16 protein-coding genes and 2 pseudogenes are annotated in these 14,254 nt (G+C 57.5%); 10 read left to right on the top strand and 8 right to left on the bottom strand.

Annotated features, from left to right (window positions below):
• Window positions 1-289 precede the first annotated feature (289 nt).
• Entirely contained in the window at window positions 290-907 is a 618-nt protein-coding gene (locus tag PY650_RS20890) for an N-acetyltransferase (protein WP_349644504.1), read from the bottom strand.
• A complete protein-coding gene (locus PY650_RS20885) occupies window positions 908-1,195 on the bottom strand; it encodes a type II toxin-antitoxin system TacA family antitoxin (protein ID WP_285881464.1) in 288 nt (95 codons plus the stop codon).
• A gap of 308 nt (window positions 1,196-1,503) precedes the next feature.
• Here PY650_RS20885 and PY650_RS20880 point away from each other — a divergent pair, with 308 nt between their 5' ends.
• From PY650_RS20880 to rpsU, 3 genes and pseudogenes are all read left to right on the top strand, one after another.
• Window positions 1,504-1,770: a type II toxin-antitoxin system Phd/YefM family antitoxin gene (locus tag PY650_RS20880; protein ID WP_285881463.1), complete on the top strand. Its 267-nt coding sequence runs from the start codon at window positions 1,504-1,506 to the stop codon at window positions 1,768-1,770.
• The gene (locus PY650_RS20875; protein WP_285881462.1) at window positions 1,767-2,189 is read left to right on the top strand and encodes a type II toxin-antitoxin system VapC family toxin; all 423 of its coding nucleotides are present in this window, start codon (window positions 1,767-1,769) and stop codon (window positions 2,187-2,189) included. The genes PY650_RS20880 and PY650_RS20875 overlap by 4 nt, the downstream gene beginning before the upstream one ends.
• Before the next feature lie 74 nt (window positions 2,190-2,263).
• Window positions 2,264-2,497, top strand: a pseudogene (gene rpsU, locus PY650_RS20870) (30S ribosomal protein S21); the annotation flags it as partial.
• Window positions 2,498-2,760: 263 nt separating this feature from the next.
• Here rpsU and PY650_RS20865 read toward each other — a convergent pair.
• The 5 genes from PY650_RS20865 to PY650_RS20845 form a co-directional block, all read right to left on the bottom strand.
• Window positions 2,761-3,537, bottom strand: a complete 777-nt coding sequence (locus PY650_RS20865) for an amino acid ABC transporter ATP-binding protein (RefSeq protein ID WP_285881461.1) — start codon at window positions 3,535-3,537, stop codon at window positions 2,761-2,763.
• Between the two features lies 1 nt (window position 3,538).
• Window positions 3,539-3,868, bottom strand: coding sequence for an ABC transporter permease subunit (locus tag PY650_RS20860; protein WP_285881460.1), 330 nt, complete (start codon window positions 3,866-3,868; stop codon window positions 3,539-3,541).
• Between the two features lie 6 nt (window positions 3,869-3,874).
• Window positions 3,875-4,201 carry an ABC transporter permease subunit gene (locus PY650_RS20855; RefSeq protein WP_285881459.1) on the bottom strand — a complete coding sequence of 109 codons (327 nt, stop codon included), beginning with the start codon at window positions 4,199-4,201 and terminating at the stop codon, window positions 3,875-3,877.
• Window positions 4,201-4,848, bottom strand: a complete 648-nt coding sequence (locus tag PY650_RS20850; protein WP_285881457.1) for an amino acid ABC transporter permease — start codon at window positions 4,846-4,848, stop codon at window positions 4,201-4,203. The genes PY650_RS20855 and PY650_RS20850 overlap by 1 nt, the downstream gene beginning before the upstream one ends.
• Window positions 4,849-4,963: 115 nt before the next feature.
• A complete protein-coding gene (locus PY650_RS20845; RefSeq protein ID WP_285881456.1) occupies window positions 4,964-5,782 on the bottom strand; it encodes a transporter substrate-binding domain-containing protein in 819 nt (272 codons plus the stop codon).
• A gap of 60 nt (window positions 5,783-5,842) precedes the next feature.
• Here PY650_RS20845 and PY650_RS20840 point away from each other — a divergent pair.
• From PY650_RS20840 to PY650_RS20810, 7 genes and pseudogenes are all read left to right on the top strand, one after another.
• Window positions 5,843-6,109: pseudogene (locus PY650_RS20840) on the top strand (DDE-type integrase/transposase/recombinase); the annotation flags it as partial.
• A 289-nt stretch (window positions 6,110-6,398) separates the two neighbouring features.
• Window positions 6,399-7,412 carry a LacI family DNA-binding transcriptional regulator gene (locus PY650_RS20835; RefSeq protein WP_285881455.1) on the top strand — a complete coding sequence of 338 codons (1,014 nt, stop codon included), beginning with the start codon at window positions 6,399-6,401 and terminating at the stop codon, window positions 7,410-7,412.
• A gap of 44 nt (window positions 7,413-7,456) precedes the next feature.
• On the top strand, window positions 7,457-8,746 hold the full coding sequence (locus PY650_RS20830) for a sugar ABC transporter substrate-binding protein (protein WP_432761559.1): 1,290 nt from the start codon (window positions 7,457-7,459) through the stop codon (window positions 8,744-8,746).
• A gap of 134 nt (window positions 8,747-8,880) precedes the next feature.
• The gene (locus PY650_RS20825; RefSeq protein ID WP_285881454.1) at window positions 8,881-9,810 is read left to right on the top strand and encodes a carbohydrate ABC transporter permease; all 930 of its coding nucleotides are present in this window, start codon (window positions 8,881-8,883) and stop codon (window positions 9,808-9,810) included.
• Entirely contained in the window at window positions 9,810-10,697 is an 888-nt protein-coding gene (locus PY650_RS20820; RefSeq protein ID WP_285881537.1) for a carbohydrate ABC transporter permease, read from the top strand. Before PY650_RS20825 ends, PY650_RS20820 begins: the two co-directional genes overlap by 1 nt.
• 22 nt (window positions 10,698-10,719) lie before the next feature.
• Window positions 10,720-12,432 (top strand): glycoside hydrolase family protein, encoded by a 1,713-nt coding sequence (locus PY650_RS20815; RefSeq protein WP_285881453.1) that lies wholly within the window; start codon window positions 10,720-10,722, stop codon window positions 12,430-12,432.
• Between the two features lie 2 nt (window positions 12,433-12,434).
• Window positions 12,435-13,505, top strand: a complete 1,071-nt coding sequence (locus tag PY650_RS20810; RefSeq protein ID WP_285881452.1) for an ABC transporter ATP-binding protein — start codon at window positions 12,435-12,437, stop codon at window positions 13,503-13,505.
• Window positions 13,506-14,037: 532 nt separating this feature from the next.
• Here the strand turns inward: PY650_RS20810 and PY650_RS20805 are convergent.
• The coding region (locus PY650_RS20805) for a response regulator (protein ID WP_285881451.1) at window positions 14,038-14,254 on the bottom strand (217 nt) is incomplete at its 5' end.

Below are 14,254 nucleotides of genomic sequence, written 5' to 3'. Positions count from 1 at the left end.
TGCTCGCAACGCAGGATACGAAAGTCGGTCAAGCTTTGTGTGAGCTTTCCGCCAGGCACAAAAGCTGATCGAAACCGCCCGAACCGGCAAAACCTCCCGGTTCCATAATTCAGCTTATGAATTTTTTGAGTGTCCAACGGGGTACATTCTATTTTCAAGTGCGACATGCCAATGATTTCAATCGCTTCACTTTGGAGATTTTGGCATGTCCCGATGCTAGTTAAATGGGCTCGCTCCTTCTTTTATCTACTCGCGTCAGCGAGAATGGCTGTAAATCGGCAAAAGCTGCTCACTGTCGATCCGCGCCACCGGTGATTCGACCTGATGCCGTCAAAAGCGAAGTGAGACATCCGTCTGGTGCCAAAGGCCGAGATGCCGGAAAGCAATCGCTAAGGTCTAGTGGGTGTGTATCCGCCAACCAGAGTCGGACGTCCTGAATGGAGCGCATGAGGACGGAAGGATTGTCCCGGGAGGCGATGAAGCCCCAGCTCTGCCAGTAATGTTCCGCCTCGGCGTCGATTGCTCGGACCACAAGCGCGCGACCGCCGACAATATCAGCGCCAGCAATGCAGCGTTGCAGTGCGTCCTTGACCAACCCGCTGCCAATGACTCGTCCGGCATAACGCTGGTCAATCGCAAGCTGTCCGATTAGGATGCAGGGAATCGGATCCGGTGGTAGCCCGGTACGGATCGCACGCGGCACACTGTTCGGCTGGATGACACTCGGTGCGACGCCGTAGTAGCCGACGAGGGCCCCGTCGTCGTGAACGACCAGAACGCGGGTGAAACCGCGAAACTGGTTGGTCCGAGCAAAGCCGGTAAGCCACGCATTCAGAGCCGGCTTTCCACAGTCGAATTCATCCAAACGATGGGTGTCGTCTAGCAGTTCAATGCCTGAAAGCGCCACCTAGCGATCCCACGGCGCTGAGCGGCGTAACCGTTCGGCTGCTTTGGGTCGAGGAGCGGCAGAAGGAGCCGAGATCACCAGCATGAAGGCCTCATAACCATCTGGCGAGAGACGAATGACGGTCTCGTTGAGAATTGCTGCCTGCGCCTCGTTCAAAGCCGCACGACGCATGAACTCGGTGCGAGACATGCCGAGCAACTCCGCGCCGCGATCAATGATAGTCAGATCGTCATCGCGGAAGCGCATCGAGACGGGTGTTTCCTTCCTTGGTGTTGTAATTGTTGCCATAAGAGCGCTCCTGTGCTGCGGATGTATAGTTGTAATGCGGATTTCAATACATAGCGAAGTGGTCGCCTTCCTTCCGCCTCCCATGCCGATCGAAAACAGATGCCGTTCAGAGACGAGGAGCTGCGTTCACCGCCTCGGCCGTGGCTGATGCAGCCGACGCTTCGCGCCGGAACGCAGGGCTTGGCGCACATCCTTGTCCACGATCGCAAGATGGCTTTAAACGTCCCTCCCGTCTGACAAGGCACTTGTGGCACTTGCTGTGTTGGCTTATATAGTCATTATGGTCACTATGGTTAAAGAGCACGTACATGCAGCCATCACCACACGACGATAAAAGTTGGACCGTCGCCAGCGCAAAAGCAAAACTTTCCGAAGTCATCGAGCGGGCTCAATCCACGCCCCAGACGATAACACGAAACGGAAAGCCAAGTGTCGTTGTCGTCTCTGCCGAAGAATGGCAGAGAAAGACCGCGCGCAGGGGCTCGCTCGCAGAGTTTTTGATGGAATCACCACTCCGCGGTGCCGAATTGGATGTTGAGCGCCAACGCGACGAACCGCGGGATCTGTCGCTGTGAGACTTCTGCTTGACACCAATGTTCTGTCCGAAGTGACAAGGCCGATCCCTGAAGCCCGCGTTCTGGAATGGCTGGATCGAATCGATGAGGATCGTGCGTTCATCAGTGTCGTATCGATCGCCGAGATTCGTCGAGGCGTCGCTTTGATGGACGCCGGGCGAAAGCGCGATGCGCTGGCTGAGTGGCTGGCGACAGACCTTCCGGAACGCTTCGAAAATCGGGTGATCGCGGTAAATGAACCGATCGCCCTGGCATGGGGTGACCTTATGGGCCTTGCAAGGCGCAGCGGCCGGGGCCTGTCGTCCATGGATGGCTTGATTGCTGCCACGGCGATTGTTCACGACCTCACAATCGCGACCCGTAACACCAAGGATTTGGATGGATTTGGAATCGATATCATCGATCCATGGATCGCGTGACGTAAAATTCATCGACAGGCACTTTGCGCGATCAAGATCAGGAAATAGCGGCCTTGGCCGCGTCAGGAGATATTTTGCAGGTATTTGAGCGGGATACAACGTCGATCAAGCACTTCGCGCGTTGAAGAAAAAGCTTTAGCGCGAAGGCGTCTTCCGCGAAATGAAGGCTCCCAGCGCCTATGCGAAGCCGTCAGAAAAAGCGTGCGCGTGAAAAAGCCGATGCGGTTCGCCGTGCGCGCAAGCTTGCCCGTAAGCAAGCACAGCGGGAGGGACTTCTCCCTGCACCCAAAAAAGACGATCGGACGGGCGCGCTGAGCGCCGTCCTTTCGGTAAATTTCAGCCCGGGTGACAAAGCCACAAACGGCATTTTTTGTGATCTGGCCCGCGTACCTGGCGCGGGCTTGACCACTTCAAGAGTTATGTCTGGTCTTCGGTGGTATGTCTCAAGGACGTCGCCAACAAACGCCTTGACGATCGTGCCAACACGGTCGGGAAAGAGATGCCCCATCGAGTGGCGTCCGATCCTCGTCTTCACCTTCTTTTGGCCGATGAAACCGATGACCAAAGCCAATCAAAAGCTGTTGCGCTCGTGATAGGTGCGCAGGAAGGATTGGATGCGCTGATCTTGGGGGTGATGAAGAATGCGGGCCGGCGCATCGACACCTACGAGTTCGCCCTTTTCCATGAAGGCGACCCGGTCCGCGACATGGGCGGCGAAACCCATCTCATGCGTGACGACAACCATGGTCATGCCTTCAGCGGCGAGCGTCCGCATGACGCTGAGCACCTCTCCCACCAGTTCAGGATCGAGCGCCGAGGTCGGTTCGTCGAACAGCGTCAGGCGCGGCTCCATGGCGATTGCGCGGGCAATGGCGACGCGCTGCTGTTGGCCGCCGGAAAGGCGTGAGGGATGGTTGGCCAACTTGTCGGCCAGTCCCACCTTCTTCAGCGCCTCGGCGGCACGAGCCAAGGCCTCCGTTTTGGGCAGGCCGCGAACGCGGATCAAACCTTCCGCCACGTTCTGCAACGCTGTCATATGCGGCCAGAGATTGAATTGCTGGAACACCATACCGATGGTACGCCGCATCTCGCGGAGCTTTCGGCCCGGCATCTTGCGGCCACCGGGGCTGACATAGCCGATCAACCGGCCGTCAATGGTAATCTCACCGGAATCGTATTCTTCCAGGAAGTTGATGCAGCGCAACAGCGTGGACTTGCCCGAGCCGGAAGGGCCGATAAGGCAGGTGACCTTGCCTGGCAGTATCGACAGGTTTACTTCCTTCAACGCCTGAAAGGGACGGTAGAACTTGTTGACCTTGCGGATCTCGACGGATGACGCTTCAACCATCCTACGTCCTTTCGATCAGATGTTTGGTAATGCGTGTCTCCAGCAGACGGCCGGCACGCGAGATGATTTCGACCAGCGCCCAGAAAAATAGCGCCAGCACTAGGTTCGCTTCCAGATAGCGGAATGTTTCGGTGGACATGCGCTGCACCGAGTACATCACCTCGGGGACGGTGATGATGGACAGGATGACCGTCTCCTTGGTCAAAATGAAAGAGAAATTGACCAGTGCCGGGAGTGCCGAGACCAGGCTGAGCGGCAAAAGGATGCGAGCCACGATGGTCAATTCCGACATGCCGATGGCGCGCGCTGCCTCGAGCAGGCCTACGGGCACAGCGAGCTAACCTGCACGGAAAATCTCGGCAAAATAGGGACTGCCATAGACAGTGAGCCCTAGAATACCGGCCGGCAGAGCGTCAAGGCGCAGTCCCAGCAAGGGACCGCCGTAGTAGAGCACAAAGAGTTGCACCAGGAAGGGCGTGCCACGGATGACCTCTATGTAGGCCCGTAGCAGCCAGCCGAACGGTCGCGGTCCGTAACGCTGCGCCAATGAAATGATCAGGCCTAGTACCATGCTGAATACGGTGCCGAGTACCCAGCAGAAGACCGTCAACTTGAAGCCGCCCAGCAGGGTCGGCCAATAATGCACCAGGATGCTCAGGTCCATTACACGGCCACCCTGTGTTCAAGATAGCGCCCGAGCGCTGCAAGGCATAGATTGATGATCAGATAGATACAGGCCGCCGCGATATAGACTTCCAGTGGGCGGAAGGTCATGGCCGCCTGGGCCTGGCTGGCGCGTGTTACCTCCAGAATCCCGACGACGGAAACCAGTGACGAGGCCTTGACCAGAAGGATCAACTCATTAACCAGCGCCGGCAACGATATGGCAAACGCCTGCGGTAGGATCACCCGCAGCCAGATGTCACTCGGCCGCATGCCGATAGCAGTTGCCGCCTCGATCTGTCCTCTGGGCAATGCGGTGATTGCGCCGCGCCAAATCTCCGAGACATAGGCGCTGGAGCAGACGCCGACAGTGACCACGGCCGCGACCATAGCCGGCACGTTTATGCCGATGACAGGCAACAGATAATAACACAGGAGCAGCTGGACCAGCAGCGGAACGCCGCGCAGAAAGCTGACCCAAAGGGCCGCGACCCAGCGCAGCCAGGTTGCGCGCGAAAGGGCCGCGGCACAGATCAGCGCGCCGACCACAAGTCCGAGCGCGATGCCCAAAATGGAGATCAGCAGCGTGAAGCGCGATGCCCAGAAGAGCGGCTGGAAACTGCCAAGAAAAGTCGAGATCGAAAACATCACCACTCCAGGACCGGGTTCACGCAGGGCCGTCGCATGGGCTACTGCGCAATAGATGGCTCCCGGCAAGGGAAACTATTACGCGGGCGGGATCACCCCCGCCCGCGTCGGATCCTCACTTGGTCGGCACTTCACGCGGCAGCGCGGCGGAAGCGCCTAGCCACTTTTCCTGAATGGCCTTGACGCGCCCGTCGTCCGTCATCTTCAGCATGGCGGCGTTGATGGCCTTGACGAAGCTTTCGCTGTCAGCGTCCTTGCACACGACCCAGGCGAAATAGGTCGGCTGGCCAAAAGTCGCCTTATCGAACATGGCAAATGTTTCGGGGCGGGTCTTGACCAGGTAGGTGAGGTTTGGCAGCGAGCCGGCAACCGCGTCCAGACGGCCGGCGGCGAGATCGGCATAGGCTTCGTCGGTGGTGCCATATTCCTTGATGTTCACCCCGCCAATCTTGTCGCCGAAGGCCTGAAGCTGCTTGAACTGCGCGGTGCCCTGCTGCACGCCGACGGTCTTGCCCTTGATGTCCTCTGGCTTCTTCAGGTCGGTATTGTTGGCGGCACGCAACAGCGCGACGGTGGCGTCGGCGATCGGCAATGTAAAGGCGTAGCGCTGCAGTCGCTCTGGTGTAATTGTGACCGGCGCGATGATGATGTCGAACTTCTTGACCTCGAGGCCGGGCAGTTCGGCGGTCCAAGGAATATCCTGGTAGACCGGCTCGGCGCCGATCTCCTTCGCGACGCCGTCGTAGAGATCCTTCGTCATGCCTTCGTAAGTGCCGTTATCGATCATGTCGAACGGTGCGTAGTGCATGTCGGTGGCCGTTTCGATCTTGCCTTTGGCCTTGATGTCAGCAAGCTGGTCGGCCATGGCGGGCACGGTCACACCCAGCATGGCAATTCCGAACACAGCGGATTTCAAAAGGTTGGAAAAGGTCATTGTCGTTCCCCTTACTAGACGAGTGAGCTATCGAAATTCATCGCGCGCCGCCACACCCAACGGCGCTTGATTATGCCCACGGTCGAGCATCGATCGCACAAGGGGCTGAACAACCGCGTCGAAAACTCGTATGTGCCTCTGCGAAAACGGGAGCGTGCGATGCGGCGGTTTCCTCGCCGGCTGCGCTGCAACGTTTCGTCAGCGTCTTCTCCGCGGTCCGAAATCTCTTCGTTCCGGCCCGCTCGAAACACGCAGCGATCGAAGTCCATTTACATCGCCTTGAGGGCGATCGCACATTGGAAGGGCGTGGCCGGGAGGGCCGCCTGACCACTCCGAGCCTGCCAGAAGCGCGCTGGTCTGGATTAACCTGGCAGCACCCCTGAGCTTCTTAGCGCATGATGATAACGATCAAAATGTCCGATCTCCACACAAAGCGATGAAGACCCGATTTATCTGCCAGGCGACTTCCATCGCCGGCCCCGATACGAAACGTGAAAGCTGGAAAGCCTTCAAATGTTCAACTCATCGCCACCTGACGGATCATTTCAGAATAGTCTTGACAAAAACGGTCATCTGGCGCATTGGGTAAACGTTAACCCATGAACAGAGTAATTAGATGACCTCACGGCCGGTTTCCCTGCGCGATATCGCCGAAAAGCTGGGTATTTCCGTGAAGACGGTTTCCGGCGCGTTGAACAATAACAGCATCAGAATGTCGGAAGAGACGCGAGAGCGAATTCGCACTCTTGCCGACGAGATGGGTTATCAACCCAACGAAATAGCCCGCGGAATGCGCGCAGGTGTGATGCCAATCGTTGGCCTACTCGCGGATGGCCTTGTCACCCAGCCGTTTGCCACGGAGATCCTTCGTCAGTTTGACAATCTGCTGCGCAGCCAAGGCCTAACCGTAATCGTGACCAGCATTCACAGCGGCGAACATACAGAGAAAAGCATCAACGAACTAAGACGGCTCATGCCCCAGCAGATCGTCTATGCCAGCATGTTTCATCAAGCGATCGACTTGCCGGAGGCGGTTCGTCGCCAGATCTCCCTCATGTTGAATTGTTTCGACATTCACGGCGAGATCCCTTCCCTTGTGCCCGATGAGGAATTTGCAGGATACGAGGCGGCAACCTTCCTGCTTGATGGCGGCCGAAAACGCATCGCTTATCTCGACCTCCCTGGCCTCATCGCTGGCAGCCTTCGCGCGGCCGGCTTCCGGCGAGCCATGTCCGAGCGCGGTGAGACGGTACGGAATGACTGGCTGATGCCTGCCACCAAGGGAGCGCTTTATTCGGATCGTGCACGCAGTCTTGTCAAGGCAACAATTGAAGCCTGGTTTAGCGCTTCGGAGGCGCCCGATGGAATTATCTGCGGCAACGATCGTGTGGCAATGGAAGTCTATAACAGCCTGCGCAGGGTCGGACGCATCATTCCCGACGACGTCGCCATTATAAGTTTCGACAACCAGGTCGACATTGCCCGTCGTCTCGATCCACCGCTGACCACGATGGCCCTACCCCACAGAGAAATCGGCCGATTTGCCGGCGATATCGTCACCGGGAGGAAGCCAATTCCCCAAGGCCTTGCTCGCATTCCGTTCCGTCTTGTCGAGCGGTCTTCCACCTGATCCGGCAGTATCTCGAAATCCAATGGGAGGATGAAATGACTTATATAGGTAAACGTTTACTCAAAATAACGGCGGCAGGCGGCATATTCGCCTTGGCGCTCGGCACGGCTTTTTCAACCGAAGCGGCATCGATCAAGTTGATGTTTCAAGGCGACCCCTACGAAGTCACCGCGATCAACGATGTCGCCAAGCGTTTTGAAGCAGCCAATCCAGGCACCACGATCGATCTGATAAACACACCGCACGACGCCTATAATGAAAAATTCGGTGCGATGATCAGCGCGAATACCTTGCCGGATATCATGGAGCTCGATGCACCATTCCTCGCCAATTACGTCTGGTCCGGCTATCTTCAGCCTCTCAAGGGCCTCGTTGACGACGCCGTCTTATCGGACATGACGCCTTCGAACATCTCTCAGGGCACCTACCCACTCGACGGTAAGCTCTATGCTACCGGCTTGAGTGACTCGACAGTCGCGATCTATGCCAGTCGCAAACAATTGGAAAGCCTGAAGATCCGTATTCCAACTTCAGTCGACGACGCATGGACCAGCGAAGAATTCGAAGATGTGCTGCAAAAGCTTGCTGCGAGCGGCGTCAAATGGCCGATCGATCTGTTCCGTGGCTATGGCACAAAGACCGAATGGATCACCTATGCCTATGAGCCAGCATTGCTGTCGGCGGGCTGCGATTTGATTGACCGCAAGACCTGGAAGGCTGCGGGTACGCTCGACAGCGCCGCTTGCGTTGCTGTCGCGCAGGAAATGGCCTCTTGGGTTAAGAAGGGCTGGGTTGTACCACAGTCGGCTGGCCAGAACCAATTCTACGCTAAGGAGCGCATGGCCGGTCTAGCTTGGGGTGGGCACTGGTTCTACGCCGACGCCCATGCCGCCATGGGCGACGACTTGATCGTCTTGCCGCTTCCGAAGTTCGGCTCCAAGAGCGCCAGCCCGAATGGAACCTGGATATATGCCGTTTCCAAAACGACGCAAGACCCGAAACTAACCGGCAAATTCCTGAGTTTCATGCTGAGCGATGAGGCCTATCGTGCCGCTTATCGTGATCATTCGTCGTTTCCCGGACTGAAGAGCTTCGCAGCAAAATCCCCACTCTATGCGGAGGATGGCGCGATGGCGATTGCGTTCCAGCAGGCAAGCAAGAGCGCCGTGCCACGTCCTCCACATCCGGCATATCCTACGATCACACTGGCGTTCCAGATCGCCATGACGAACATATTCGACGGAGCGGACGCCAAAACGGAATTGTCGAAGGCGGCCAAGAAGATCGACGCGGACATCGAGGACAACAGCGGCTATCCGCCTTTCGGCAAATAGAGACGACCCACTTTCGAACGCGCCTTCCCGATCCGGCGCCGCCACGAGTGCGGCCCGGATCGGAAGACGATAGACGATCGCCGATAGCAAAGTCCGGCCAAAGCGCAAGGATTCACAAAAATGGGACAAAAAAGATGAGCACTCTGCCTTTGCACCATGCCAGCCGGTCGCGGCCTGGGCTGTGGCGACGTTATGGCGCGAACATCCAGGAGTTGGGGATGCTTGCGCCCGCCTGCCTTCTAGTGAGTGTGTTCCTGTTGGCGCCCTTCTTAAGCTCTTTTCGCCTTGCGCTTACCAACGAGCGCTTGATACCCCGGCCAGTCCCGACACGCTTCGTTGGCCTTGAGAATTTCCAGAATGTACTGTCCGATGGCGATTTCTGGACCGCAATTTGGAACGTCTTCCGCTTCACCATCATGGTTCTACCGGTGCAATGTGGACTTGCGCTGGCGCTTGCGCTTCTGCTGAATCAAAAACTGCCATTCAGGAATTTCTTCCGTGGCATGTTTTTCTTGCCGGCGATCACGTCAATGGCCGTGGTTTGCACCGTCTGGGGAACATTGTTCCAGTATCCAAGCGGTCCGCTCAATCAGATCGTTGGCCTCCTGACCTTCGGGCATGCCCAACCGATTGACTGGCTGGGCGACCCTCACTGGGCGATGCCTTCGATCGTACTGCTCTCCGCCTGGCAGGCTTATGGCTTTCAGATGGTCGTCTATCTGGCCGGACTTCAGAACATCCCAGCTTCGCTTTACGAGGCGGCCCAACTTGACGGTGCAAATGTCTGGAACCGCTTTTGGCATGTCACCCTCCCCGGGCTGCGACAGACGAATGTCTTCGTGTTGATCATCACCACCATCCAGGCATTCAAATTGTTCGTGCAGGTCAACATCCTAACGCAGGGTGGCCCGCGCGGTACCACCGATACCATCGTGCAATACATGTTCACTGCAGGTTTCGTGAACCAACGCTTGGGATACGGCTCGGCCGTCTCCATCCTGCTGTTCTTGATCGTGCTGACCATCTCGCTCGTTCAGCGTTACGCCACGAGAGGCCAAAAATGATGGCGCGACTTTCCGTAAGCACAGTATCGCGGCAATCCGACACCACCATCTTCAATGGGATCAAATTGGTACAATCCCTTTCTGTCGTCATCATCGCGGCCGTGGTGATATCGCCCCTTCTCGCTCTCTTTGTGGGATCCCTGAAACCCGACCGTTTCCAGATCCTTGCCGATATGGGGAGCTTCAGGGCATTTTGGGTCGCCAATCCATCACTTGCCAACTATGCGGAAATTGCCACCTTTTCCGGCGCGACGCCGATGGCCCGCTATCTCGTCAATTCGATCATCATATTGGTGATCACGGTAGCTGCGGGAATTGTAGTGAACTCGATGGCCGCATTTGTTCTTGCTCGCGGCCGCATTCCGGGTCGCGCGCTTCTTCTGTCGGCTCTCATCGGCCTCTATATCGTCCCGCAAGAGTCAATCGTGCTGCCACTGCTTAGCCTGATCACCAGGCTTGGTCTGTCAGACAGCTTCGCTGCGCTCATCCTGCCGTCGGTCGCAAGCCCGCTTTACATATTCCTGCTCTACCAATTCTTCATCCAGATTCCGGATGATATTTACGACGCAGCCACCGTAGACGGTGCTCTGCCATTCTCCATTTACTGGCGCATTTATCTTCCAATGAGCGCACCTGCACTCGCAACCGTGGCTATCCTGCAGGGCATCGAGTCGTGGAACCAGTATCTCTGGCCCCTGATGGTCACCCAGACAGACTGGGCGCGTCCAATCTCGGTCGGTATCGCCTCATATTTTGGTCACGACACCGTCTACTGGAACAGCGCATTCGCTGCATCGGTCATGATGATGGCGCCTGTTCTCCTGTTCTATCTCCTTTTTCAGCGCTGGTTCGTCGCCTCGATGATCGGTTCCGCGGTTAAGGGCTGATCTTCAATTTCGGAACCTACAGATGATTAAGCTCAAGATCTTGCAAGCGGGAGCCCTTACGCTCCATCTTTGGCAACGCCCGCTTTCCGGCGACGGAAATCGCGTGGAAACATCCTCAGTCTGCGTCCGTGCTTCGGATGGGACACATTGTCTCGACGCTGGCCCTACGCATGACTTCCAACTTCATGTCGCCGCGCTTTTTGGACCGGCCACGATCGAGTGGGACGAATCCGACACCGAGGTTTCACTGGCATATGTCTTCAGGCGTGAACGGGTCGCAACAGAGGGCATAACGGTCCTTTTCACCACGGCCCGGAATGCACCGGCGTGCGATCGCTTCCTTTGCCACCTCAAACCACCTTTCGGCTGGATGAACGATCCGAACGGCATGTCCCTGCAGGGTGATCGTTTGCACTTATTCTACCAGCACTACCCGCATGCACGACGCTGGAGCGCGATGCATTGGGGGCATGCAGCCACGGACAACCTGATTGATTGGGTGCATTATCCGATCTTCCTGAGCCCAGACAAAGAACTGCTCGCTGATCGGCAAATGACCGGCGGCGTTTTCTCCGGCTCGGCCGTACCGATGCCCGACGGCTCGCTCCGCGCATTCTACACGGATCGCGAGGACGACCGCTTGCCAAACTGGGAATGGCAGAAGACCGTGCTCAGCCGGGACTGGATCACGGCCGGAGCGCCCCAGACCATCATTCAGGATCGCCCACCGGAGCCAGACGCTGTCCGCGACAATCGCGACGCATATGTCTTTAAGGGTGATGACGGCCGATGGAAACTTCTTCTCGGCGGGGCCGACAAGGCAGGCGGGGTTATTTACCTCTACGAAACGACAGCGGAAGACGCCGCGTCGGACTGGCGGTATGTCGGCATATTCTACCGGGAAACGATCGGCGGATCGCTGCCGCTCGAATGCCCTTGTCTCATCCCCTTGCATGGAGCGGGCGAAGGGCTTCATCTGTTGATCTTCGGCATCATCGGCATGCGTGACAAAACGACGCTCCGCCGCCACCTTTCCTTCGGCGTCGTCGGGCGCCTCCAAGGGGATCGGCTCCTTGATACAAGACGCTTCGAAATGGATTTCGGAACGGATGCCTATGCCTTCCAGGCGATCTCGCAAGCGAGAGGTCCCCTCGCGATCGCGTGGGCGGCCAATTGGGCCGATGTATTCAAGGAACTAGACTTCCCAAGCGCCATGACCTTTCCGCGCACAATATCCTTCGACGGGACAAGACTGCGCACGCCACCGGCCGCCGCGGTTGACGGGCTTCGCACCAACCTTCTCGCCCAGGGGCCGCTCGCGACTTTCACGACGCTCGAATTGCCGAACGGGCTGGCCGACATCCGCCTGGACAATATCGATGGCGTTGGCTTCGAGATCGAGTTCGTTCATCCGGAATTCGGCCTTCGCCTAACATATGACGGCGTCGAAATGGAGCTCCACTTCAACGCCGGAAACCGCGTAACCCCGAGATACCTGCGACATACCGGTCGGATCAACGATGTGCGCATCCTCATCGATCGGGGTCTGCTGGAGATCTTCGCGGATGGCGGTGCGCATTGCTGCACGAAAAGATTCGACAGCGCGGTACCGATACGCATCGTCCGGATGACCTCCAGTGGCGATGACGCCAGCGGCACCTTCGAAGCCTACGAGCTGCGTGCCGCAAAGACGTTTATTCACTATCAAGAAAACGACGGACGTGTAGGGGGTTAACAATGGCCGAGGTCGAACTCAAACATATTTGCAAGTCGTTCGGACAGGTCGATATCATCAAGGATCTCGATCTGACCATCGATCACGGCGAATTTTGCGTCCTGGTTGGTCCTTCCGGCTGTGGCAAATCCACATTGCTGCGTATGATCGCCGGCCTCGAGAGCGTCTCGCGCGGCGAACTTTTCATCGATCGTGACCTGGTGAACGAGGTCGATCCCGTGCAGCGCGGTATCGCAATGGTTTTCCAGTCCTACGCGCTTTACCCTCACATGACGGTTGCTGAGAACATGGGTTTCAGCCTCAAAATGGCGGGAGAAAAAAAGGGCGACATCCACAATCGCGTCACGGCAGCCGCCGCCATCCTCCAACTCACCCATTTGCTCGAGCGGCGACCAAGCCAGCTTTCGGGCGGTCAGCGCCAACGTGTTGCCATCGGCCGCGCCATTGTCCGCAATCCAAAAGTCTTTCTTTTTGATGAGCCGCTTTCCAACCTCGATGCAGAGCTGCGCGTGTCCATGCGCGTCGAGATTGCCAAGCTTCACATGGAACTCGGCAATACGATGATCTATGTAACGCATGATCAGACCGAGGCGATGACTCTGGCCGACAAAATAGTGGTATTGCGAGCTGGACGGATCGAGCAAGTCGGCGCGCCACTTCAACTTTATGACGATCCGGACAATCTGTTCGTCGCGGGATTCATCGGCTCTCCGAAGATGAATTTCCTGGACGCGGAGGCAAGCGGACCGCGGTCGGTACGCTGCGCCGACGGCACAAAGCTTTCGATGGCAGGCCTGTCGGCGCCATTGTCGGTTGGACAAAAGGTGACGATTGGCATTCGCCCCGAACATCTAAAAGGACGCACCGACGCCGATTTGATGCTACCGGTCACGGTGGATGTCGTTGAGCACCTGGGAACCACGACATATGCCTATGCCCATACAACAGCCGGGCAGACAATTACCGTGGAACTGGGCGACGAGCGTACGGTTCGCACCGGAGATCGGCTGGAGCTAAGATTCGCCGCTGCGGATTTGCGCGTGTTTGGCCAGAAGGGCGAGCGGCTGCGCTGAAATGTCTCCCCCGTCGACGGGTCCGCCGGGCGTAAAGCGACTCAGCCGCCATCATCTTTCGGCCGGATTGGCAGGCTCGGAGTGGTCAGGAGCAATTCAGGTCGTCAGCATTGCGCTGACCAACCGGGCTGTGCGCGGCGCCAGCGTAAGGCCGATGTGCCGCCGGAGCTTGGACCGTATATATAAGGCTTGAACGCTTCTACGCTGAGTGATTGCGATCCAGTCCGCGAAGAAGGCTGCGGATAGCGTGTTGCGGAAATCGTGCAGTTGGGCCTGGAATATGCCCCCCAACCGCCGTTCAATTCCGGACGCCCGGATACGGCAACAGCCGAAATATTGGATGCAGTGAATGCGCGCACGGCGGCGAGCCCCATGTCGGCGACTGCGCACAAGAGCGAATGCGCCTCGCGGTGCTGCATTTCAGTTCACCTTGCTCTAGATACGCCACGACAGCAGCGATTAAAATTAGAATATCGGCGGGCGCTCATTCGTGGGAGCAATGCGACCTGTGCGACTGGGGTTGCGTTCCCTGTCATGAACCAGCTGAGCGGCCAGGCGGAAGCGCTGAACGTATGCAATCAAGCAGGTCCTGCTCGCCAAATGGCTTCAAAAGGTAGCCGATGATCCCCGGGCCGGACTGCCCCGCCCGAGTGCTTTCGTTCGGATGGGCGGTGATCAGAACGGTCGGAATGCGTTCGCCAGACGCAATGAGGTGGCGATGTAAATCAAGCCCGGTCATGCCAGGCATA

Source organism: Martinezella calliandrae (genome assembly GCF_030272695.1).
Lineage (GTDB): Bacteria > Pseudomonadota > Alphaproteobacteria > Rhizobiales > Rhizobiaceae > Rhizobium > Rhizobium calliandrae.
Note: the sequence above shows the minus strand (reverse complement) of the source record. Positions and strands in the feature narration are given on the sequence as shown.

What these genes read in the sequence shown, in the direction of transcription:
- PY650_RS20845 (WP_285881456.1), bottom strand. Translation starts at nt 5,782, where the DNA reads ATGACCTTTTCCAACCTTTTGAAATCCGCTGTGTTCGGAATTGCCATG.
- PY650_RS20815 (WP_285881453.1), top strand. Translation starts at nt 10,720, where the DNA reads ATGATTAAGCTCAAGATCTTGCAAGCGGGAGCCCTTACGCTCCATCTT.
- PY650_RS20850 (WP_285881457.1), bottom strand. Translation starts at nt 4,848, where the DNA reads ATGTTTTCGATCTCGACTTTTCTTGGCAGTTTCCAGCCGCTCTTCTGG.
- PY650_RS20820 (WP_285881537.1), top strand. Translation starts at nt 9,810, where the DNA reads ATGGCGCGACTTTCCGTAAGCACAGTATCGCGGCAATCCGACACCACC.
- PY650_RS20855 (WP_285881459.1), bottom strand. Translation starts at nt 4,201, where the DNA reads ATGGACCTGAGCATCCTGGTGCATTATTGGCCGACCCTGCTGGGCGGC.
- PY650_RS20885 (WP_285881464.1), bottom strand. Translation starts at nt 1,195, where the DNA reads ATGGCAACAATTACAACACCAAGGAAGGAAACACCCGTCTCGATGCGC.
- PY650_RS20880 (WP_285881463.1), top strand. Translation starts at nt 1,504, where the DNA reads ATGCAGCCATCACCACACGACGATAAAAGTTGGACCGTCGCCAGCGCA.
- PY650_RS20825 (WP_285881454.1), top strand. Translation starts at nt 8,881, where the DNA reads ATGAGCACTCTGCCTTTGCACCATGCCAGCCGGTCGCGGCCTGGGCTG.
- PY650_RS20865 (WP_285881461.1), bottom strand. Translation starts at nt 3,537, where the DNA reads ATGGTTGAAGCGTCATCCGTCGAGATCCGCAAGGTCAACAAGTTCTAC.
- PY650_RS20810 (WP_285881452.1), top strand. Translation starts at nt 12,435, where the DNA reads ATGGCCGAGGTCGAACTCAAACATATTTGCAAGTCGTTCGGACAGGTC.
- PY650_RS20835 (WP_285881455.1), top strand. Translation starts at nt 6,399, where the DNA reads ATGACCTCACGGCCGGTTTCCCTGCGCGATATCGCCGAAAAGCTGGGT.